The sequence below is a fragment of the Pectinatus haikarae genome (assembly GCF_050916305.1).
GTDB lineage: Bacteria > Bacillota > Negativicutes > Selenomonadales > Selenomonadaceae > Pectinatus > Pectinatus haikarae.
The window spans coordinates 2,621,423-2,644,393 of sequence record NZ_CP116940.1 but is presented as its reverse complement, the minus strand read 5'-3'; the positions used below and the strand labels follow the sequence as shown (position 1 = coordinate 2,644,393).

The following is a 22,971-nucleotide window of genomic DNA, read 5'->3' as shown; positions in this document are numbered from 1 at the left end:
CCATTAATCGTTGCTCAAAATGCCGCGGAAAAAGTGACCACGTGTAAAATTAGTTCCCTCAATATTTTCAACGAGATCATTCTGAAATATTTTATGATATTTGCCTTTAGAAATAACTTCCCTGTAAAGCTTTACGGTCTCATGTAATTTGGTGCTGTTCATATATCTGCCGTCTATGCGCAATCTCTCCAGACCCAGTTCACATAAATCAGGTACATGTGACAGCATAACGAGTTCTCTGCCGTTAAGCACATGCATATGGCAAAATTGATCAGTGACAACGGGAAAGTGTTCATTTTTTCGATCTTTTATATAAAATTTACCGCTGGCACACGGTGCGCTGCATTTTCCTGTGTCCAGACTGCCAAGAAAACTGCCGGGCAAACAATACTCGGAAACCATAAGCTCAATATTGCCTTGTACAAATACTTCCAGCGGCAAAGAAGAGCATTTTAGCACAGCTTTTATTTGCTGCATATTCAATTCAGGGGACAGCATGCAGCCGGATATATTCTGTTCCTGTAAAAACTTTATTGCGGCATTGTTGAAGATATTCATTGAGTAATCTGTCCAGATGGGCAGTTTTATATCATATTGAGCACATAAATTTTGTATATGTTCTATTTGACCGATACTGTGCACATAAATTCCGGAAAACTTTTCAGCAGAAAGATTCCGGAAAAACATTTCTGCGACACCGGACTGTTCCTGCCGCAATATACGAGGCATGGAGAGATAAATCGGCGTATCTGCATTTTTGCACAGCAAAACGGCATTTGTGTATTCTTCCTCAGTGATACTCTGATGACTATAAGAGTCACCACCGAATAACACCCCGTCGCAGCCGCCCTTTAAAGCTGCATTCAGCTTTTTGATATTATCAACTGCCACAACTAATTTTACCGCATGCTTTTCACGGTTTCTCACTGGCAGCAGCGATTGTTTCCATGTATCGGATATGGCTGTTTCCTGTGGAATAAATCGCTGCAAACGTTTTTGTTCAAGAATATTCACTGCCTGACGGCGAATGTCATTTAAAATACTCATTGGCACCATCACAGAATCATCAATATCGCAATCTAAATTACGTAAGTAGTAAATAGTATTGCCCAGACGATCCATCTGTTTTATGGTTGTTTCGTAAGTAAGCGGTCTTTTTAAGGCCTTTTCAGCGATAAAATCAGCAGTGTAACTGCTATTCAGTTCATCGCCGTCTGTCATATCAATTTTCACCGCCTCGCCGATATGTGCGGTGATTTTGATATCAAGCGGCAGTTTGCGCACGGGATCACTGCTGTTGAAAAAAGCCTTTGCTTTTTCGTTCAGCTTGGAATCAAGAATTTTAAACACACGATCGTGTTCTTGAACATGTCCCGGTAATTTTATACTGACTATTTCGCCATTATGTGCAGATTCTACATTTTTACCGCTGATTTTTAATTCCGTTACATTAGTATTTACACGTCCGCCGATTTTTACCCAGAAATCAATTTTGTCGCCTTTATTCAAATCTCCGGTAAGTTTTATGTCGGCAATATATGTCTGCTTATCGTATTTTTGGACACGGCCTATGAGTAAACCACGGTTATTGGGTTTGCTGTCACTGATCATTTTTCTGCCGGGCCGATCCAATAAATATGCAGTTGTAAAATCACGATTAAATATTTGGCTGAGTTCTTTTTTTACCTCTTTTTCTTGAAAAGAAACAGACTTATAATAAGAATCTATTTTTTTACGATAGGCATCCACTACTATTGCGACATATTCCGGTTTTTTCATGCGTCCCTCTATTTTAAAGGATGAGATGCCGGCTTCAATAAGCTTTGGAATAATATCAAAAGTATTCATATCGCGCGGGCTGAGCAGATATTGTCCGGCATCCGCGTTCTGTAAAAGGTCCGTTCCCTTTTCATCAACAAGAGTATAAGGAAGTCTGCAAGGCTGTGCGCAGCGGCCTCTGTTACCGCTTCTGCCGCCTATCATACTGCTCATGAGACATTGTCCTGAATAGCATACACAGATAGCGCCGTGGATGAAAGTTTCTATTTCAATATGCGTATGCCGACATATAAATTTTATATTTTCGAGGCTGACCTCTCTGGCCAAGACCACTCTGCTGAAATTCATCTTTTCCAGTATTTTTACACTGTCAAGATTGTTGACACTCATCTGGGTACTGGCGTGAAGAGTCAGTTTTGGAGCAACGGAGCAGGCTATTTTCGCTACGCCAAGATCCTGAACAATAATTGCATCAACACCAATGGAATAAAGGAAAACGAGATAATCGGCAAGATCAGACAGCTCGCTGTTATCTACCAGCGTGTTTACTGTCACATGTATTGCTACATTGCGCATATGCGCAAAATCAACAGCTTTTTGTAACTCTTTCTTATTAAAATTATCAGCAAAAGCACGTGCGCCAAAAGTCTTCCCTGATAAATAGACGGCATCAGCACCGCTTTCTACAGCTGCTTTCAAAGATTCCCATGTTCCGGCAGGAGCTAGTAATTCAACCAAAAAAATACCTCCAAAATAATAAATATTAAGAATACAGCTTGGCAAACGCAAACAAAAATAAACGGCATGGAAATCCATACCGCCTCATTTTCCCATAAACTTATTTATCAAGCAGCTTAATCAAATCATCATAATCTTTTTTTAAACGGGAATAATCATCAGCCAAATGCAGCGCAGCAAGAACACCTATCCGCTGAATAGGTAAATATTGATTTTTTTTCACTAATTCACGCATCTTTGCATCGACCAAATCGGCTAATTCCTTCATGTATTCAATATCAACATCGCCCTTTATGGGATATTGTTCACCATAAATATCAATTGTAAGTTTATTTTCCATAATATGCCACCTGTAAAATATAAGGTCTACTGGTATTGATTTTATCAAAAGATAATTAAATATGCAAGGATACGGCAAAAGATTAGTGTGATTATCTGGCTGAAGTAAAAATATAGAGAAGCTAACAGCCAAATTTATAGTAAAAAGCCTCACAGAAATTCAATAAATTTCCGTGAGGCTTTCAATCATTATACGATCCGTATTACATCATGCCGGGCATGCCGCCGCCCATGCCACCGGGCATACCACCAGGAGCCGGTGCGTCCTTTTCAGGCTTATCCGCTATTAATGTTTCGGTCGTCAGAACCATTGCTGCTATGCTGGCAGCATTCTGCAATGCTGAACGTGTAACTTTTGCAGGATCAACTATGCCAGCGCCTACCATGTCAAGGTATTCGCCGGTAAGAGCGTTAAAACCCTTGCCTGTTCCAGCTTTTTTGACCTTTTCTACCACAACGGAACCTTCAAGTCCGGCGTTGTTTGCAATCTGGCGAACTGGTTCTTCGATAGCGCGCTTTACTATAGCAATACCGGTTTCTTCATCGCCTTCGGCCTTGATCTTATCCAGAGCAGGCAGGATGTCAATGAAAGTGGTACCACCGCCTGCAACAATACCTTCTTCAACAGCTGCACGTGTGGCGTTCAACGCATCTTCAATACGAAGCTTTTTGTCTTTAAGTTCTACTTCAGTTGCAGCACCAATTTCAATAACAGCTACGCCGCCGGATAATTTAGCCAGACGTTCCTGTAATTTTTCCTTATCGAAATCAGAAGTTGTTTCTGCCACTTGTTTTTTTATTTGTTCACAGCGAGCACTGATAGCTTTTTTGTCACCAGCACCATCAACAATCGTTGTTTCTTCTTTAGAGGAACGAACCTGACGGGCACGGCCAAGGTCTTCCAATTCTACACTGTCGAGTTTTCTGCCTAGTTCTTCCGTTATGACATTGCCGCCTGTTAATATAGCAATATCTTCGAGCATAGCCTTGCGGCGGTCACCAAAACCGGGAGCTTTAACTGCCAGAGCTTTAAATGTGCCGCGCAATTTATTTACAACGATGGTTGCCAAAGCTTCTCCATCAAGATCTTCCCCAATGATAACAATTTCTTTTCCCTGCTTTACAACTTTTTCAAGGATAGGAAGAATGTCACCGATAGCAGAAATTTTGCGGTCAGTGATAAGAATATAAGGATCATCCATGACTGCTTCCATTTTATCGGTATCAGTTACCATATATGGGGATATGTAACCACGATCAAATTGCATGCCTTCAACAACAGAAAGGTTTGTAGCCATTCCTTTTGATTCTTCTACGGTAATGACACCATCTTTGCCTACCTTTTCCATAGCGTTGGCAATCAAATCGCCCATTTCTTTGTCGCTGGAAGAGATTGTAGCAACCTGAGCGATAGCATCTTTACCTTCGACCTTATGAGATTTTGCCTTTATTTCTTCGACTAATGCCTTAACAGCTGCTTCAATACCTTTTTTTATGATCATAGGATTTGCACCGGCAGCTACATTGCGCATACCTTCATGGATCATGGCCTGTGCAAGTAAAGTTGCCGTAGTAGTACCGTCACCGGCAACATCATTTGTTTTTGTCGCAACTTCTTTTACGAGCTGAGCACCCATGTTTTCAAACGGATCTTCGAGTTCTATTTCACGCGCTATGGAAACACCATCATTTGTAATTGTTGGTGCACCAAATTTTTTATCGAGAACAACATTTTTACCTTTTGGACCAAGTGTTACTTTTACGGCATTTGCCAATGAATCAACACCCTTGCCAAGAGCGCGGCGAGCTTCTTCGCCGAATAAAATCTGTTTAGCCATTATAAAAAAACCTCCTGAAGTTTTTTATTGAAAATAACCTAAAATCAAGCTATCGCAAGTATATCGCTTTCGCGTACGATTAAATAGTCTACACCATCAACCTTGATTTCTGTGCCGGCATATTTAGAGAAAATGATCTTATCTCCTTTTTTTACTTCCGGAGCAACTTTTTGTCCGTTATCAAGGACTTTACCGCAGCCAACAGCTACAACTTCACCTTTTTGCGGTTTTTCTTTTGCTGTATCCGGTAATACGATACCGCTTGCGGTTTTCATATCTCCTTCAGAAACTTTGATTACAATTCTGTCGCCTAATGGCTTAATCATTGTATGTTCCTCCTTATAAAAACTAAATTACATTTATATTTTTGTTAGCACTCACTTTGAACGAGTGCTAACTACATTCCTTATGATAAATAAATTTCTATAAAAAATCAAGTGTTTTTCAAAAAAATATACAATTTTTTCATATCCTCTGAGGTATATCATCTTTTTTGCGAAAATTGATCCGCAAATGCATAGATTGATTTAAAGTGTTATAGATAATTTACTATTATAAGATTATATTAGTGCAGAAGTGTGCAGTAATCATTAATGCAGGTTTGATTTTTAAAAAACGGTTTGTTATAATTTCTAAAGTGCATATTGTTGAAGAAGATTTTATAAAGGTATGTTTTATGTTCTGCATTTTATATAAGACAAATTGATCAGTGAGGGACGGATAAGAATGAAAATAAAATTATTTGCTACTGATTTAGATGGTACGTTGTTGGACAGCAATGATAAAATTTCTCAAAAAAATATCGCGGCTATAAAGGAAGCTGTCAATGCGGGTACAATAGTTACTTTTGCTACAGGCAGAATGTATTCATCTGCAGTGCAGTACGCGCGGCAGACAGGGATCGATGTGCCGCTCATAACTTATAATGGTGCGCTGATAAAATCTACGTCCGGTAAAGTTTACAGTGAGCAGTATATAAATCCATTGGCAGTGCAAGAGTTTGTGGCTTATTGTGAGCATAAGCAATGGTATTTGCAGGTAAACAGCAATGATGCTTTATTTTTTCCGGTTTATCTGGAACGTTCCGCAGATTATGAAAGAAGTACAGGCATTAAGGGGGAGACTGTGGGCTGGCAGGAGTTAGGCCGTAAAAATGAAAATGTTGCTAAAATGCTGTTGGTCACGGCAGAATATGGAAAACAAGATGTGGAGGAAAAAATTCAGGAAGAAAATTCTATGATTTATGAACTCACACAGAAATTTGCGGGAAAAGTGATGCTGGTCAAGTCAAAAAGAGGGTTGATTGAAGTAATAAATCCTGCGGTAAGCAAAGCTAATGCACTGTATATCCTGGCCAAACAGTTTGGTTTTGGAATAGATGAAGTGATGGCTATAGGCGACGCCAATAATGATCTGCCAATGCTTGAAGCTGCCGGAAAAAGTGTAGCGATGGGAAATGCTGCTGATAATATTAAGTCAGTATGTGATTATCTGGTCGGAACAAATGATAATGATGGCGTAGCAGAGGCAATATATAAATATATACTGAAATAGGCTGTTGTATATTTATTATGCTTAATGAAGGGAAGTGAAAATATTGCAGCAGAAAGAAGACTTTCGCCTTATAATTGTCACAGGGATGTCCGGCAGTGGTAAAACACAGGCTTGTCGTAATCTGGAAGATCTGGGATATTTTTGTGTGGACAATCTTCCACCGGTGTTTATACCAAAATTCGCTGAACTTTGCATGCACTCGGCGGGACATGTGAGCCGGGTGGTGCTCGTAGTTGATACAAGAAGCCGCGAATTTTTTGATACATTTGTTCATGTCTTAAAGCAGATGGATGAAGAAAACAAGGCGTTCGAGCTGTTATTTATGGAGGCGTCCGATGAGGTTATAATAAGACGATATAAAGAAACAAGACGGCGCCATCCCATGGCACCAAGCTCGAGAATCAGTGAAGGAATCAACATGGAGCGCGAACGTCTGGCTGGTGTCCGTAATAAGGCCACATATATAATTGATACATCAGCGCTGCTTAAAACGGAACTAAAGCAAAAAATAGTCAGATTGTTTGGTGATGCTTATGTTGATCAGATGAATATAAATATTCTTTCTTTCGGTTTTAAATTTGGTATGCCGCTCGATGCTGATATGGTTTTGGATGTCAGATTTCTGCCCAATCCTTTTTATATAGAAAAAATGCGCCATAAAAGCGGTGCAGTGCCGGAGGTTGCTCAATATATAGCAAAATGGCCTGTAACTCAGCAATTTATGGAAAAACTGGATGACTTGGTGAATTTTCTCATACCGCAATATATAAAGGAAGGGAAGAGCCAGTTAGTCATAGCCATTGGCTGCACCGGTGGAATGCACAGATCGGTATTCATTGCCAGACATTTATTTGATTTATTGAAGAACAGAGGATACCTGGCCAATTTAGAGCATCGCGATTTAATGAAAAATGACGTTTATGAGCATTTGCAATAGCATTATTATGGAGGCAATGCATTTATGCATCTTTTAAAATGGCTTTACCCAGGTATGCGTTTCAAACGGTGGCTGTTTTTGTTTGCGATAGGCGTGCTTTTGATAAGCATAGGCCTTACTATTATTTTTAATTACAAATATATTGATGGAGTGGAGGAGTTTATCTTCCGTATAGTTTATACTGCCACCGGGACGTATAACTATACGATAACGAATGTAGTTGGTTTTTTGGTGGCTCTCATAGGGCTTGTAATAATGCTTGTAGCCATGCGAATGACGATAAGGTCCATAATTACTGTTTTGCTTCCGGACAGCTCAGAAAAGCTGGTCGATTTAATTTACGAAAAAAGAAAATTAGACAGGGGTCCGGCGATAACAGTTATAGGCGGAGGAACGGGGCTTTCTGTTTTGCTGCGTGGTTTAAAGGAGGCAACAAATAACGTAACCGCTGTTGTTACTGTTGCCGATGATGGCGGATCTTCAGGCAGACTGCGCAGTGAATTTGGCATAATCCCGCCCGGCGATCTCAGAAATTGCCTTGTAGCGCTTGCGGATACAGAGCCGCTTATGGAGAAATTATTTCAATATCGTTTTGAAGGGAAAAGTGCGCTTGCCGGGCATAGTTTTGGCAATTTATTTATAGCGGCAATGACTCAGGTAACGGGTGATGTGGAAAAAGCACTGATGGAATCAAGTAAGGTTTTAGCGGTAAAAGGGCGCGTTTTTCCTGCAAGCACGGCTAAAATAAGGCTAGATGCCACGATGCAGGACGGTACAGTAGTAGAGGGAGAATCACAGATACCGCTTGTCCACAAAAAAATTAAACGCGTACATATTTTTCCCAGACAGGTCGAGCCGGTTGCCTCTGCGATAAGTGCAATAAAAAATGCTGAAGCTATAATCCTAGGCCCAGGCAGCTTGTATACGAGTATTATGCCGAATCTGCTCGTCAACAACGTGGCTGAAACTGTCAGAAAAAGCAAAGCAATAAAAATATACATATGCAATGTTATGACTCAGCCGGGAGAAACAGACGGCTATACGGTTTCCATGCATGTAAAGGCTATTTTAGAGCATGCGGGCATTGGCAGTGTAGACTATGTTTTGGCAAATAATAAGCCGATTTCACCTTCACTGCAAGAGTTTTATGCTCAAAAAGGACAATATCCAGTTATAATCGATGAGGATGAAATACATGAACTTGGTGTTGGCTTTGTGAAAGCAGATCTTATAAATGAAACCAATGTCATTCATCATGATTCTGAGAAACTTGCCCATAATATTATGCAGATGGCCTATGGTTTGAAAACAGATAACAGAAGACGCAAAAAAAAGTATTAGATGGGGTGAACACATGCCGTCTTTTTCTACAGAAGTAAAAAACGAACTGTCCCATTTTAATGAAACCAGTCTATGCTGTCTGTTTGCGGAACTGGCTTCGCTTTTGCGTATGGACAGTACATTCATTCTCAGCGCAAAACATCATTTGGGTATTAATTTCTCAACGGAAAACGCAGCTGTGGCCAGGAGGACATTAGCTTTTATAAAAGGTTTGTGTGTGGGTGAGATCAACACAGAACTTGTAGTAAAACGATCGCGCCGTCTGCAAAAAAATAATCGATATATTATTAGAGTGATACCTTCACCCGCGGTAGACGCATTACTGAGAAATATGAAATTTATTAATGACGACGGATTCAATATGGGCAGGGACAGCTACCTCCTCAGCAAGTACTGCTGTAAGGAAGCATATCTTCGCGGAGCCTTTCTTGGCGGAGGATCTGTAAACAGACCGGATGGTGGTTATCATTTAGAACTTTCCACCAGTAATTATGAATTTTCACGTCAGCTTTTAATATTACTGAATCAATTTAACTTTCCTGTAGGGGAAACTGCAAGAAAGGATTATTACGTTTTATATATTAAGGAAAGTGAAGCGATTATAAGTTTTTTGCGTATGATTGGGGCAGAGCAGGTACTTGAAGAATTTGAAAGCAAGCGTAATTTAAAGGAAGTACGCAATCAAGTCAATCGTCTGGTAAATTGCGAAACGGCAAATCTGCAAAAAACAATAGAAGCTTCGGTACGTCAGGTTCAGAATATGAAAAATCTGCTGGGCGATTCAAAAATGAAAATACTGCCGGAAGCTTTGAAAAAGACGGCATGGACGAGGATAGAATATCCTGATGCTTCATTAAGTGAATTGGCACAAATCCTTGGCATAGGTAAATCAGGAGTCAATCATCGTCTGCGCAAACTGGAGGCAATGGCACTTCGATTGAAGGAATGTGAAAAAGGATGAAGTCACTACGTTGGTTTATAATTGCCGGGCTGGTTTTTTTGCTTGTATTTGGAGTGGTTGCCATATATTTTTCCGGTGAGGATAAAAATAATATCCTCATTCTGGAATATCATAGAGTAAATGATGTTGATGATGATGAATATACAATATCCACGAAAGAATTCAGAAAACAAATTGAATATCTGTCTGAGCAGGGATATTCGACAATCAGTCTTATGAATTTTATAAGAGCTAAGAAATATGGTGATAAATTGCCGGATAAGTCAGTGATTTTAACCTTTGATGACGGTTACGAGGATAATTATACTGAAGTTATGCCTATTTTAGCTGAAAATAATATGACAGGGACTGTTTTTATTATAACAAACAGCATAGGGCTGGAAGGTTATCTTACTTGGGATCAGCTGAGAGAAATGCAGCTGGTAAATATGGAGATAGGCAGCCATACCGCTAATCATATACCATTAGCATCACTTGAGCCGGAAAAAATAAATGATGAAATTCATCTCTCAAAATTGTTAATGGAATGGAAAGGTTTGAAAACAATATATTTTTTCTCTTATCCGAATGGAAGCTATAATGACACGGCACAGACAGATCTCCGTGCAGACGGTTATCTGGGCGCTGTTACAGGCGATCCGGGAATCAATACTTTTGCTACGGATGCTTATCGGCTGCAAAGGACATATATTCCGAGATCAAAACTGGGCATGCTGGATTTCAAGTTAAGGATATTGAAAAGCAAACTTTATACTGAATTTAATATAAAACAAAATAAAATATAGAAATTTATGAGGAAAAATGGATTTTTTTAAACAAATAATATTATCGACTTTTGCAGCCATTGCAGTTGGCAGTGTTCTTTTCTGCGGTACAGTTCAGGCCCGCCACAAAGAAGATGCAAAGAATACGGTAGAAAAAACAAGGGAATATTCCATAAAAGCAAACTCACAAACATCAGATGAAAAGGCAAAATATTCCGCGGCAAGTTTTAAATCGCAAATAGATAAAATGACGGCCTGGCCTGTGAAGCGTATTGATAAAGAAGGAACGCTTATTTTTTCTGACAGTCCGGAGACAGTATATCAGGATGGTATACTGTATGAAGATACTGTCAGCGGAAAAGGTCGGTTGTATTATTATCATGTAAATGGTACCGATGAAGATAAAAAAGTAGTTGTTATGCTGACAAATGAAAGTAGAACAAATGCTGCGGATTTTCATATTACACGCTCTGCTCAGGCAGGACCGAGCGCAGATTATTTATATGTGGGAAAAACTTCACAGCTGCGGTATTTCGGATACCAGACATCGCGAGATGTCCTTATTGATAAAAAAAGCTCTCAAATATTAGAAAACAGAACAAATCGCATGGTAATTAAAAAGGACGAATTGGTTTGCGGCATATATGATTTCGAGACAGCAGCTCCTGTCAAGATAACGGTGATGATGCTGCCGATGGATGCCGATCCCTATGCTTTTATAAAAACGGCACCGGTTTTGCTCAAAGATGAGAGCAGGCTGCGCGGTACTTTTCAAAATATGGATCGTGTCCTGCAGGGAGAACGAAGATACAATCCTGAAAAAGATGGTGCCGTATATTTCACTGTTGCCGATGACAAGGACGATGCATATCTGACAGGCATTGATGCAACGGATGGCAGTACGGTCAAAAATTATGGCAATTATGGAGTGCTTTATTATTTGAATATGCCGACAGGAGGAATGGGCAAAGTCCATTATTATCTTCAACCGCTGGGCGGTGTTTATGCCGGGGCTATGACGGCGCAAATAAATAACAATGTAAGTGTCAATGTGCTGCCGACTCCTTCAGAACGTGCATTTTTTGGTGAAAACCAGCGTCAGGCATATTATGCTGATTTAGGAATATATAAGATAAGAGATAATGTCCTGTTTCAATATTCACCTCCCGGAGCATCCAATTTGCCCGTCAATATTATATTGGCGCCCGAGGAATAAATATATTTTCAGCGTAGATATTGATTGAAAGGTAAAAAAATTATACAATATATAATGTTATTGATTATTGATATAATAAGGAGGCTTTTTCATGAAACATATTAAGACAGTCAATAAACCATATCTGCAAAGCACCTTAAAAACAGGCGGCTGCGGTGAATGCCAGGCTTCATGTCAGTCTGCGTGCAAGACGTCCTGCACGGTAGGCAATCAAGTTTGCGAAAAAAAGCAATAATTTTCATTTAGTCTAAAAAAGGCTGTGTATGCAGCCTTTTTTTAATGTAAGAAAGGATTTATCTGTCAATGAATAAAAATATCCACAAGTTTCACTATAAAGATGTATATTTTCTGCTTGATGTGAACAGCGGAGCTGTCCACGCTGTTGATAAAATGATCGCCGATATGATGGATGTGTTTGACGGCAAAAATGATGATGACGTAATAAATAAATATATGAATATTTACAAACCCTTGGAAATAAAAGAGGCATTGTCAGAACTGCATCAGCTAATAGAAGCCGAACAATTATTTGCGCCGGATATTACCGTGCCGCCAGTATTCTCTGAAAAGGGCATTGTTAAATCAATGTGTCTTTTAGTAGCGCATGATTGTAATCTGCGCTGTAAGTATTGCTTTGCCGATACAGGAGACTTTGGTGCTGACAGGCAGCTTATGAATAGACAGGTAGGCGAAGCGGCAGTTGAATATATAATAGAGCATAGCGGCAGCAGAAAACACTGTGAAATAGATTTTTTTGGCGGAGAACCGCTGGTAAACATGCCTTTGGTGAAACATATAACAGCATATGTAAGAAAAAGAGAAAAAGAGGCAGGCAAAATATTCAAGCTGACTTTGACGACAAATGGCATACTGTTGAATGACGAGAATATAAAATTTCTGAATGACAATAATATAAGCGTAGTCATAAGTCTGGACGGAAGAAAAAGTGTACATGATCATATGCGCCCGGATGCCGGCGGACATGATACTTATAACAGGGTAGTGGCTAATTTTAAAAAGCTAGTCAAATCAAGAAACGATGAAAATTATTACATGCGAGGTACTTATACCAAATATAATCTTGATTTTACCAACGATGTGGTTTCAATGGCCGATGAGGGTTTTGACATCCTGTCTATTGAGCCCGTTATTGCCAAGGATGAAGATTACGCAATACTTGAAAGCGACCTGCCGCAAATATTTGCAGAGTATGATAAGCTGGTAAATACATATCTGCAGTATCGCCGCGAGGGCAGAGGATTTTTCTTTTTTCATTTCAATATAGACCTTAATAATGGTCCCTGTGTAGCAAAAAGGCTAAGCGGCTGTGGCGCCGGGCATGAATATTATGCTGTGGCGGCAAATGGCGATATGTACCCCTGCCATCAATTTGTCGGACGCGAAAAATATTTGCTCGGTAATGTATTCGAGGGCGTCACCAGCACACAAATCCCACAGCATTTCAGAAATTGCCATGTTCTGAATAAAGATAAGTGCCGTGACTGCTGGGCAAGATATTTCTGCAGCGGCGGCTGTCATGCCAACGCCGATCTTTTCAACAATGATATATATAAACCCTATGAACTGGGATGCGAACTGCAGAAGAAAAGATTGGAATGTGCGATTGCTGTTCAGGCATTAATGTCTATGGAAAACAGTCATTAATCTGTACTTGAATAAAATCTGCAGTTGATTTTGTTTAATTTTTCTGTATAATTTGCCACACAACTATTTTAATGGTGAAGAATAAGAAATTGACTTACGGAGTATTGATCAGCAAATTTCGGATGAAATTTGCTGATTTTATTTTTATTAAATTCTGCAATACGCGGCTGCATCTGCATAAAGAGAATTTTGTAGGCGGGCAGCGGCGAAACTGCATGACAGATAATAACGCTTATTCACAATTTTCGATCGGTTCGAACTGCTCTATTTACAAGTAAAAACGTTGACAAATAATGGGTTTTTATTGTATCATAAATGGTGATAAAACTGTTGGAGTTTCTGGCAGTTTGGTATTTGTCGTTTGTCTGGATAAGGCTGCTGATCGTCTTTTAGCAGCGGGGTTATTCAGCCAACATATTCTGGAAAATTCCAGAAAACTTTTTTTAAAATTTTAGGGGGTATTTTTACAATGGCAGTTAAAGTTGCTATTAATGGGTTTGGTCGTATTGGCCGTCTCGCTTTCAGACAGATGTTCGACGCAGAAGGATATGATGTTGTTGCACTTAACGATTTGACAAGTCCTAAAATGCTTGCACATCTTTTGAAGTACGATTCTACACAGGGCAGATATAAATATGCTGATTCTGTAGAAGCTGGCGAAGATTCCATTACTGTAAATGGTAAGAAAATCACTATTTACAAAAAACCTAATCCTGAAGAATTGCCTTGGGGAGATCTTGATGTTGATATAGTGCTTGAATGTACAGGCTTTTTCGCTTCGAAAGACAAGGCTGCAGCACATATTAAAGCAGGCGCTAAGAAAGTTGTTATTTCTGCTCCGGCTGGCAGTGATCTTCCTACCATCGTTTACAACGTAAACCATAAGGCTTTAAAATCAAGTGACACTGTTATTTCCGCAGCTTCCTGCACCACAAACTGCTTGGCCCCTATGGCTGATGCATTGAACAAATTGGCTCCTATCCAGAGCGGTATTATGACGACAGTTCATGCTTATACTGGCGACCAGATGATTTTGGATGGTCCTCAGCGTAAGGGCGATCTCCGCCGTTCGCGTGCTGCTGCTATTAATATTGTACCTAACAGCACCGGTGCCGCAAAAGCTATTGGTCTTGTCATTCCTGAATTGAACGGCAAATTGATCGGTTCGGCACAGCGTGTTCCTACTCCTACCGGCTCGACAACTATTTTGGTAGCTGTTGTAAAAGGCAAAGTATCTGTTGAAGACATCAATAAGGCTATGAAAGCTGCTGAAACTGAATCTTTCGGTTACACTGAAGATCAAATCGTATCAAGCGATGTTATCGGCATGAGATTCGGTTCATTATTCGATTCTACACAGACAATGGTTGCTCCTATGGAAGACGGCAATACACAGGTGCAGGTCGTTTCATGGTATGATAATGAAAACAGTTTCACAAGTCAGATGGTTCGTACAATCAAATACTTTGCTGAACTGAAGTAATATTGTTCGGCCTTATGCCTAATAAGGTCCGGCCTTAATAGGCCGGACCTATTTTATGATTAGCGGAGGATTGAAATGAATAAAAAGACAATCAGAGATATTGATGTAAACGGCAAAAAAGTATTTATCCGTGTGGATTTCAATGTTCCTATGGATGAAAATCAAAATATCACCAATGATAAAAGAATAAGAGCCACACTTCCTACGCTCAATTATCTGCTGGAAAAAAATGCTGCCCTTATTTTGGCATGCCATGTTGGTCGTCCTAAAGGTCAGCGCGTTCCTGAACTTTCTGTTAAACCTATAGTGAAGAGACTTTCTGAGCTTTTGGGAAAAGAAGTAAAATACGCTGAAGATTGCGTTGGCAAACCGGCAGAAGAAGCGGCAGCTTCATTAAAACCCGGCGAGGTCCTTTTATTGGAAAACCTTCGCTACCATAATGAAGAAACAAAAAATGATCCGAATTTTGCAAAACAGCTGGCATCCCTGGCTGATGTGGCAGTTGATGATGCCTTTGGCGTTTCTCACCGGGCACATGCATCCAATGTTGGTATTGCCCAATATGTTGAAGTCGTCAGCGGTTTTCTTGTAGAAAAAGAAATAAAATTTATTGGGCAGGCACTTGCTGCGCCTAAAAAACCTTTTGTAGCCATTATTGGTGGTGCAAAAGTTTCTGATAAAATAGGTGTTATTTCTAATATGATAGAAAAAGTCGATACAATTATTATCGGCGGCGGTATGGCTTACACTTTTCTTGCATCACAAGGATATAATATCGGCAAATCCATCTGCGAAGAAGACAAAATTGATCTTGCAAAAAATCTTTTGGCAAAAGCAGCTTCAAAAGGTGTAAAAGTATTATTGCCTGCAGATGTGGTAATTGCTGATAAATTTGCTGCGGATGCTGCCACTAAAATTGTGCCTGTCGACAAAATAGATCCTGAATGGATGGGACTGGATTGCGGTCCTGAAAGCTGTAAAATGAATGCTGCGGCTTTAAAAGATGCAAAAACTGTTGTTTGGAACGGGCCGATGGGTGTATTTGAATTTGATGCCTTTGCTAAAGGAACAGAAGCTGTTGCTAAGGCAGTCGCAGAATCCGGTGCCGTGAGTATTGTCGGCGGCGGTGATTCTATTGCTGCGTTGAAAAAAACAGGTCTTTCTGATAAGATCAGCCATATTTCGACAGGCGGCGGCGCTACATTAGAATTCCTCGAAGGAAAACCTATGCCTGGCATTGAAGCAATTGCGGATCTTTGATATAATGCAGTGAAATACTAGGGATAACAATTACTAAAGCGGCTTATGTCTGTTTTAGTAATTTGTTGTGCCTTATAAACTTATCCTGTTAGCTCGATAATCAAATCGGAAATTTTTTTATTAATATGAAAAAAGGTGGTTTTTACTATGCGCAAGGCAGTAATAGCTGGCAATTGGAAGATGAACAATACAATCGCCGCAGGAAAACAATTAATTAAGGATTTAGCACCCTTGGTGAAGGAAAACAGTAAGGTTGATATAGTTGTGTGCCCAACATATACAGCACTTGCAGCTGTTGTGGAAGCTGCTAAAGGCACCAATATTCATGTAGGTGCGCAGAATGTACATTGGGAAAAAAGCGGTGCATTCACCGGTGAAATTTCTACAGATATGTTGAAAGAAATCGGTGTCGAGTATGTCGTTATAGGTCATTCAGAACGCCGTGAATATTTCGGCGAAACAGATGAAGGGGTAAATAAACGCTCCAGAGCAGCTTTAGCGGCAGGTCTTGTGCCGATTATCTGCTGCGGTGAAACCTTGGAAATACGTGAAGCTGGCACGACGAATACATTTGTCAAAGGACAGATTGAAGCAGCTCTGAATCAAATGACAGCTGACGATGTTGTTAAGGCTGTTATAGCATATGAACCTATCTGGGCTATTGGTACAGGAAAAACAGCTACTTTTGAACAGGCTGAAGAAGTATGCGCTGTTATTCGTGAAACGATTGCTGCACAATTTGATCAGACGACCGCTGATAAAGTACGTATTCAATATGGCGGAAGTGTAAAACCGACTACAATTGACGGACTCATGCAGAAACCTAATGTTGACGGTGCTTTAGTGGGCGGGGCTTCCTTAAAAGCTCCCGACTTTGCGCGTATTGCAAATTTTAATTAATAATAGATTAGGCAAGAGGTTATTTATATATGTCAAAACTCAAAAATCCGGTTGCTCTTATTATAATGGACGGATGGGGAATAGGGACTGCTAATGATCCTAATAATGCAGTGACAAAAGGAAAAACCCCCGTTATAGATAAGCTCTTTAAAAATTACCCTTATGCTCAATTGGCTTGTTCAGGTGAGGCGGTAGGTCTTCCTGATGGACAGATGGGAAATTCAGAAGTAGGGCATATGAATATGGGAGCCGGAAGGGTAGTATACCAGGAACTCACACGTATTACCAAGGCTATCCGTGAAAAAACATTTTTTGCCAATCCTGTATTTTTAGATGTCATGGCACAGGTGAAAAAATCCGGCGGAGCTCTTCATCTGATGGGACTCTTGTCCGACGGCGGAGTGCACAGTCATCAGCAGCATTTATATGCGCTAATTGAATTGGCAAAAGAAAGCGGCATAGAAAATGTATATGTGCATGCATTTTTGGATGGTCGGGATGTGCCTCCTTCAAGCGCTGCAGGCTATTTATCTCAGCTGGAAGACAAGCTGAGGGAAATTGGCACAGGCAGTATTGCCACCATCGCCGGGCGTTATTATGCCATGGACCGTGATAAAAGATGGGACCGTGTTGAAAAGGCGTACAAGGCTGTTGCCAAGGCTCAGGGCAATAAGGCAGAAAATGCTGCTGATGCCATAAATGCGTCTTATGCGGATGAAAAAACTGATGAATTTGTGATCCCTACTGTCATCGGAACGTATCAAGGCATGAAAGACGGAGACGGGGCGGTATTCTTCAATTTCCGGCCTGACAGGGCACGCGAACTTACGCATGCATTTACAGATGAAAACTTTGATGGATTTGATCGCGGGAGCAAGGTGAAATTGTCATTTGCAATAATGACGCAGTATGAAAAAGGGATAAATGCCCAAATAGCTTACAAACCTGAAAAGCTGACTAATACATTAGGGGAAGTTATTTGCAGCAATGGTTATAAGCAGCTGCGAATTGCTGAAACAGAAAAATATGCGCATGTAACGTTCTTTTTCAATGGCGGAGTTGAACAGCCTCTGGAGGGTGAAGACCGGATCTTGGTGCCATCTCCAAAGGTTGCAACATACGATCTTCAGCCTGAAATGAGTGCTGGTGAAGTTACTGATAAGGTAGTCGATGCAATAAAATCGGAAAAATATGATTTTATTATTTTGAACTATGCTAACGGTGATATGGTCGGACATACAGGCATTCTGCCTGCCGCTGTAAAAGCTGTAGAAACAGTTGATACTTGTGTCGGCCGTTTTGTAGATGCCATAAAATCAGTGGGAGGTACAGTTTGCATAACTGCTGACCATGGCAATGCTGAAAAGATGTTCGATGCAAAAACAAATGAGCCTTTCACGGCACATACTACCAATCCTGTTCCGTTTATTGTTGTCTCCGATAAAATAAAAAATGTCCGTGACGGAGCATTATGCGATATTGCACCGACATTGCTGAAGCTTGCCGATGTTTCTATACCGCAGGAAATGACGGGCACACCGCTTATAGATTAAATGTCAGTATGTTCATCTTGACATATAAGTCGGATAAATATATTATTGTTTAGTGGATTATTACAGTGAAGAGAGGAATACAGATATGATTTATTCAGAAGAAGTCAGCAACATGACATGTGTTGCCAAAGGTATCGAAAACCATGGTCCCGCTCCGATTCCTGAAGAAGGTAAATGGGTGCAGGCTAAGGAAGTAAAAGATATCAGCGGTTTGACACATGGTGTTGGTTGGTGCGCTCCGCAGCAGGGGGCCTGCAAATTAACATTAAATGTGAAAGACGGCATCATTCAGGAAGCATTGATAGAAACGATTGGCTGTTCAGGTATGACACATTCAGCGGCAATGGCTTCAGAACTTTTACCGGGAAAAACGATCTTAGAAGCACTCAATACGGATTTGGTCTGCGATGCTATCAATACTGCTATGCGTGAACTGTTCCTGCAAATTGTTTATGGCAGAACACAAACAGCCTTTTCAGAAGGTGGTCTTCCTATCGGCGCAGGGCTTGAAGATTTGGGAAAAGGCCTCAGAAGTCAAATAGGGACCATGTATGGTACTCTTAAAAAGGGATCACGTTATCTGGAAATGGCTGAAGGTTATGTTACCAGAATCGCCTTGGATAAAGACGATGCGATAATCGGTTATGAATTTGTCCATCTTGGCAAAATGATGGAAATGATTCGTAAGGGCACGTCTGCTCAGGAAGCTATGGATAAGGCCAAGGGGTCCTACGGCAGATTTGCAGAAGCCGCAAAATATGTGGATCCGCGTAAAGAATAATAAAAGGGAACGGGAAGGAATGAAAGAGTATGGCATTATTTGAAAGTTATGAACGTCGTATTGATAAAATAAATAAGGTCTTAAGTGGATATGGCATTTCCTCTGTAGAAGAAGCTAAGAAAATATGCGACGAAAAAGGTATAAATGTTGCTGAAATAGTGAAAAGCATTCAGCCTATTTGTTTTGAAAATGCATGTTGGGCCTATACTGTTGGTGCTGCTATTGCTATAAAAAAAGGATGCACAAAAGCTGCAGAAGCAGCTAAGGCTATTGGTGAAGGGCTTCAGTCCTTTTGTATACCTGGTTCTGTCGCTGATCACAGAAAAGTGGGTCTGGGACATGGTAACCTGGCTTCCATGCTTTTATCAGAAGATGCAAGCTGTTTTGCTTTTCTGGCAGGTCATGAATCATTTGCTGCAGCTGAAGGTGCTATCGGTATTGCGGGAAAGGCTAATCGTGTCAGAAAACAACCTTTGCGCGTTATTCTGAACGGACTGGGCAAGGATGCTGCTCAAATTATTTCACGTATCAATGGTTTTACCTATGTGCAGACACAATATGATTATGCAACAGGTAAACTTAATGTTGTTAAAGAAATCGCTTATTCAGACGGTGTACGCAGTATGATAAAATGCTATGGAGCTGACAGTGTTCAGGAAGGTGTTGCTGTCATGCATAAGGAAGATGTAGATATTTCCATTACGGGAAATTCTACTAATCCGACAAGATTCCAGCATCCTGTAGCAGGCTGCTACAAAAAAGAATGTATCGAAAAAGGCAAAAAGTTTTTTTCTGTAGCATCCGGCGGCGGTACAGGCCGTACGCTGCATCCTGATAATATGGGTGCAGGTCCTGCTTCATATGGCATGACTGATACTATGGGCCGCATGCATTCTGATGCACAGTTTGCCGGATCTTCTTCAGTTCCCGCACATGTTGAAATGATGGGGTTGATCGGTATGGGCAACAATCCTATGGTTGGGGCAAGTGTGGCTGTGGCAGTTGCCGTTGAGGAACATACGAAATAATTAAAAATGACGGAGATGCACAGGAAATATTTCCTATGCATCTCTTTTAAGTTTTTACGGATGCATATTACTGCTTTGATATGTATGATAATTTATGTTACAATAGATATGCAGTATTATAAAAATGGGAAGAAATATTTTAATTAGGTGGGGGTTTTATGTTGAAAAAAACAAAAATAGTATGTACCATGGGTCCTAATGTGGACAAGGATCATATGCTTCTTGAGGACATGATCAATAATGGAATGAATGTTGCCCGTTTTAATTTCTCGCATGGTGATTATGCAGAACATGAAAAACGCATTAATTTAGTAAAGCAGACTGCTCGTAAACTGGGCAAAACAATTTCTTTAGTCCTTGATACAAAAGGGCCTGAAATGCGTTTAGGCGATTTTGCCGGCGGTAAGGTATTCTTAAAAAAAGGCAATAAATTCACCATCACCAACAGCGATGAACCTGGTGATGAAACTCATGTAGCCATCAACCACAAAAATCTTTACGCAGAAGTTAAACCCGGTAATATTCTGCTCCTTTCCGACGGACTTGTAGGTCTCCGTGTAGATGAAATTTCCGGTAAAGATATAGTTACGACGATTCTCAATGATGGGCCTATGAGCACACGCAAGCGTGCAGCAGCTCCAGGAGTATCACTCGGACTGCCCGCTATTTCTGAACAGGATAGAAATGATATAATTTTCGGTATTAAGCATGATATGGATTTTGTTGCAGCTTCTTTTATACAACGTGCTGATGATGTAGAAGAAATACGCGGCTTGATCAGAGATCACAGCGGTCATATGGAAATTATTCCAAAAATCGAATGTGCCGAAGGTGTCAAGAATATTGATTCAATAATAGCGGCTTCAGATGGTATCATGGTGGCTCGCGGAGATCTCGGCGTAGAAATTCCTGCTGAAGATGTTCCTCTTATTCAGAAAGAAATCATCAAAAAATGCAACAAAGTAGGCAAACCAGTTATTGTTGCGACACAAATGCTTGAAACAATGACTACAAACCCGCGCCCAACTCGTGCTGAAGCCTCCGATGTTGCTAATGCTATTTTTGATGGTACTGACGCAATAATGCTCAGCGGTGAATCTGCTAACGGCGACTATCCTGTAGAAGCAGTTAAAGTTATGGATTCTATTGCTAGACGTGTTGAATCAGCGCTTGAATATAAACATATCTTCATCAATAAGGGTTTTTCCCGCCAATCAACAACTACAGATGTCATTGCACATGCAACGGTACAGATGGCTTATGAACTTGATGCTAAGGCCATTATTGCTCCTACCGAAAGTGGTTATACAGCACAAGTGGTATCAAAATATCGTCCGGAAGCAGCTATTATTGCTTATACACCAAATGAAAAAGTAGCGCGTCATTTAAATCTTCGTTGGGGTGTAGTGCCTATTGCAGGCTCTGATTGGGATGATGTAGAGGAAATGATCGTCACAGCAACAGCTGCAGCCGTTGCAAGGGGAATCGTAAAACAGGGCGATAAAACTATTATTACCTCCGGTGTGAAATTTGCTGAAGGAAATACAAGCACGATCCGTATTCATACGATTTGATCTTCAGTTCTGATAAATGTGATCAAAAGAAGTGTACTGACGCTGAGATAAATATCTCGGCGTTTTATTTTTTTGCGGATAAAGTAGCTTATAATTCGTCAGCGGCCTTGCAAGGCAGAGAAAAAAAGAAAGAGGCACCTTTATCAGGCTTTCCCGTGATCCATGCCGTGCCGCCTTGTCTTTGCAAGATGCGCTGGCAGATGGCCAGACCGACGCCGCTGCCTTCAAATTCTCGGGCGGAATGAAGACGTTCAAATACATGAAATAGTTTTTTTACATAACGCATATCGAAACCGGCACCATTATCTGTAACAGAAAAAACCAGATACTTTTCTGTCTGGCGGCATGTTACTCGTATTATGGCGGGATCTTTTTTTCTTGTGTATTTCAGAGCGTTGGATAAAATATTTTGACATAAAAGCTTGAAGAGGATTGGATCGGCTGCTATAGAAGGCAGCTTTTCGAGATGAAAACATATTTTTCTGGATGGTTCCAATGTATGCAGTTCATTATAGGTTTCAAAAAAGATTTTATTGGTATCTATTTTGTTGATGCTTATTTCTTTGCTGCCGGCATGAGAATATTCTAATAAATGATCAATAATAGCAGTGACTTCACGGGTTTTTTCCTGTATATTTTCCGCAAGAGTTTTTTCATCCGATGAAAATTTTCCATTACAGTCCTGCAGCAGAAAATCTATAAGGCGTTTTATGGAAAGCAATGGAGATTTCAGATCATGAGCAACAGAATAGGAAAAACTGTCGAGACTTTTATATGCGTTCTCCAGATCCTCGGTTCTTTGCATGAGTTTGAGCTGTGTATTGACACGTGCTATCAGTTCGGCTGGTTTAAAGGGTTTAGTAACGTAATCCTGTGCACCTATAGCAAAGGCTTTTTTTATACTTTCTTCGTCATCGCTGGCTGTTAAGAAAACAACAGGGATTTTTTTATATTCAACATTATTTTTTAACAGCTGACAAAAATCAAATCCATTCATTTCCGGCATAGTTACGTCAAGTAAAATAATATGGGGTATTTGGAATTGCAATAATTTTAAAGCTGACTGTGCGCTTTTGGCAACACGGATCGTGAAATCAGATCGTTTGAGAATGCAGCTTGCCAATTCAATGCTTTCGGGAGAATCATCAATTATAAGAATTTGTTTTTCATATGGTATTGACATAAAAACACCTTTTCTTTTTAGCTATTGTTTTAACATATTAATCCTTTTCTGCAAGAAATGAGAAATAAGATATTTGT

General features: G+C 40.3%; 20 protein-coding genes. 15 read left to right on the top strand and 5 right to left on the bottom strand.

The window, feature by feature from the left end:
- Positions 1-3: 3 nt before the first annotated feature.
- The 4 genes from NXG61_RS12730 to groES form a co-directional block, all read right to left on the bottom strand.
- Complete coding sequence (locus NXG61_RS12730) at positions 4-2,517, bottom strand: DUF3656 domain-containing U32 family peptidase (protein ID WP_307222618.1); 2,514 nt, start codon at positions 2,515-2,517, stop codon at positions 4-6.
- 100 nt (positions 2,518-2,617) lie between these two features.
- Entirely contained in the window at positions 2,618-2,857 is a 240-nt protein-coding gene (locus tag NXG61_RS12725; protein WP_196605295.1) for a cell division protein ZapA, read from the bottom strand.
- A gap of 202 nt (positions 2,858-3,059) precedes the next feature.
- Positions 3,060-4,694 carry a chaperonin GroEL gene (groL, locus tag NXG61_RS12720; protein ID WP_196605294.1) on the bottom strand — a complete coding sequence of 545 codons (1,635 nt, stop codon included), beginning with the start codon at positions 4,692-4,694 and terminating at the stop codon, positions 3,060-3,062.
- A 44-nt stretch (positions 4,695-4,738) separates the two neighbouring features.
- The gene (gene groES, locus NXG61_RS12715; protein ID WP_196605293.1) at positions 4,739-5,020 is read right to left on the bottom strand and encodes a co-chaperone GroES; all 282 of its coding nucleotides are present in this window, start codon (positions 5,018-5,020) and stop codon (positions 4,739-4,741) included.
- Between the two features lie 400 nt (positions 5,021-5,420).
- On the opposite strand from groES, the gene NXG61_RS12710 reads away from it, so the two are divergent.
- From NXG61_RS12710 to pyk, 15 genes are all read left to right on the top strand, one after another.
- Positions 5,421-6,248, top strand: coding sequence for a Cof-type HAD-IIB family hydrolase (locus tag NXG61_RS12710; RefSeq protein WP_196605292.1), 828 nt, complete (start codon positions 5,421-5,423; stop codon positions 6,246-6,248).
- A 43-nt stretch (positions 6,249-6,291) separates the two neighbouring features.
- Positions 6,292-7,185, top strand: a complete 894-nt coding sequence (gene rapZ / locus NXG61_RS12705) for an RNase adapter RapZ (protein ID WP_196605291.1) — start codon at positions 6,292-6,294, stop codon at positions 7,183-7,185.
- Positions 7,186-7,209: 24 nt separating this feature from the next.
- On the top strand, positions 7,210-8,526 hold the full coding sequence (locus NXG61_RS12700) for a gluconeogenesis factor YvcK family protein (RefSeq protein ID WP_196605290.1): 1,317 nt from the start codon (positions 7,210-7,212) through the stop codon (positions 8,524-8,526).
- 13 nt (positions 8,527-8,539) lie between these two features.
- Positions 8,540-9,487, top strand: a complete 948-nt coding sequence (gene whiA / locus NXG61_RS12695; protein ID WP_307222623.1) for a DNA-binding protein WhiA — start codon at positions 8,540-8,542, stop codon at positions 9,485-9,487.
- Entirely contained in the window at positions 9,484-10,272 is a 789-nt protein-coding gene (locus tag NXG61_RS12690; protein ID WP_307222624.1) for a polysaccharide deacetylase family protein, read from the top strand. The genes whiA and NXG61_RS12690 overlap by 4 nt, the downstream gene beginning before the upstream one ends.
- A gap of 16 nt (positions 10,273-10,288) precedes the next feature.
- The gene (locus NXG61_RS12685; protein ID WP_196605287.1) at positions 10,289-11,467 is read left to right on the top strand and encodes a copper amine oxidase; all 1,179 of its coding nucleotides are present in this window, start codon (positions 10,289-10,291) and stop codon (positions 11,465-11,467) included.
- Between the two features lie 91 nt (positions 11,468-11,558).
- Positions 11,559-11,702, top strand: coding sequence for a six-cysteine ranthipeptide SCIFF (gene scfA, locus NXG61_RS12680; RefSeq protein WP_196605286.1), 144 nt, complete (start codon positions 11,559-11,561; stop codon positions 11,700-11,702).
- Between the two features lie 68 nt (positions 11,703-11,770).
- Entirely contained in the window at positions 11,771-13,132 is a 1,362-nt protein-coding gene (gene scfB, locus NXG61_RS12675) for a thioether cross-link-forming SCIFF peptide maturase (RefSeq protein ID WP_307222625.1), read from the top strand.
- 469 nt (positions 13,133-13,601) lie between these two features.
- The gene (gene gap / locus NXG61_RS12670; RefSeq protein WP_196605284.1) at positions 13,602-14,615 is read left to right on the top strand and encodes a type I glyceraldehyde-3-phosphate dehydrogenase; all 1,014 of its coding nucleotides are present in this window, start codon (positions 13,602-13,604) and stop codon (positions 14,613-14,615) included.
- Between the two features lie 75 nt (positions 14,616-14,690).
- Complete coding sequence (locus NXG61_RS12665) at positions 14,691-15,875, top strand: phosphoglycerate kinase (protein WP_307222626.1); 1,185 nt, start codon at positions 14,691-14,693, stop codon at positions 15,873-15,875.
- A gap of 147 nt (positions 15,876-16,022) precedes the next feature.
- The gene (tpiA, locus tag NXG61_RS12660) at positions 16,023-16,775 is read left to right on the top strand and encodes a triose-phosphate isomerase (RefSeq protein ID WP_196605282.1); all 753 of its coding nucleotides are present in this window, start codon (positions 16,023-16,025) and stop codon (positions 16,773-16,775) included.
- A gap of 29 nt (positions 16,776-16,804) precedes the next feature.
- The gene (gpmI, locus tag NXG61_RS12655; protein ID WP_307222628.1) at positions 16,805-18,328 is read left to right on the top strand and encodes a 2,3-bisphosphoglycerate-independent phosphoglycerate mutase; all 1,524 of its coding nucleotides are present in this window, start codon (positions 16,805-16,807) and stop codon (positions 18,326-18,328) included.
- Between the two features lie 85 nt (positions 18,329-18,413).
- Entirely contained in the window at positions 18,414-19,109 is a 696-nt protein-coding gene (locus NXG61_RS12650; RefSeq protein ID WP_196605280.1) for an iron-sulfur cluster assembly scaffold protein, read from the top strand.
- A 29-nt stretch (positions 19,110-19,138) separates the two neighbouring features.
- Positions 19,139-20,137: a GGGtGRT protein gene (locus tag NXG61_RS12645; RefSeq protein ID WP_196605279.1), complete on the top strand. Its 999-nt coding sequence runs from the start codon at positions 19,139-19,141 to the stop codon at positions 20,135-20,137.
- A 158-nt stretch (positions 20,138-20,295) separates the two neighbouring features.
- Positions 20,296-21,711 carry a pyruvate kinase gene (gene pyk, locus NXG61_RS12640; protein WP_196605278.1) on the top strand — a complete coding sequence of 472 codons (1,416 nt, stop codon included), beginning with the start codon at positions 20,296-20,298 and terminating at the stop codon, positions 21,709-21,711.
- 88 nt (positions 21,712-21,799) lie between these two features.
- Here the strand turns inward: pyk and NXG61_RS12635 are convergent, their stop codons facing one another.
- Positions 21,800-22,894 carry a hybrid sensor histidine kinase/response regulator gene (locus NXG61_RS12635; protein ID WP_307222629.1) on the bottom strand — a complete coding sequence of 365 codons (1,095 nt, stop codon included), beginning with the start codon at positions 22,892-22,894 and terminating at the stop codon, positions 21,800-21,802.
- Between the last annotated feature and the right edge of the window lie 77 nt (positions 22,895-22,971).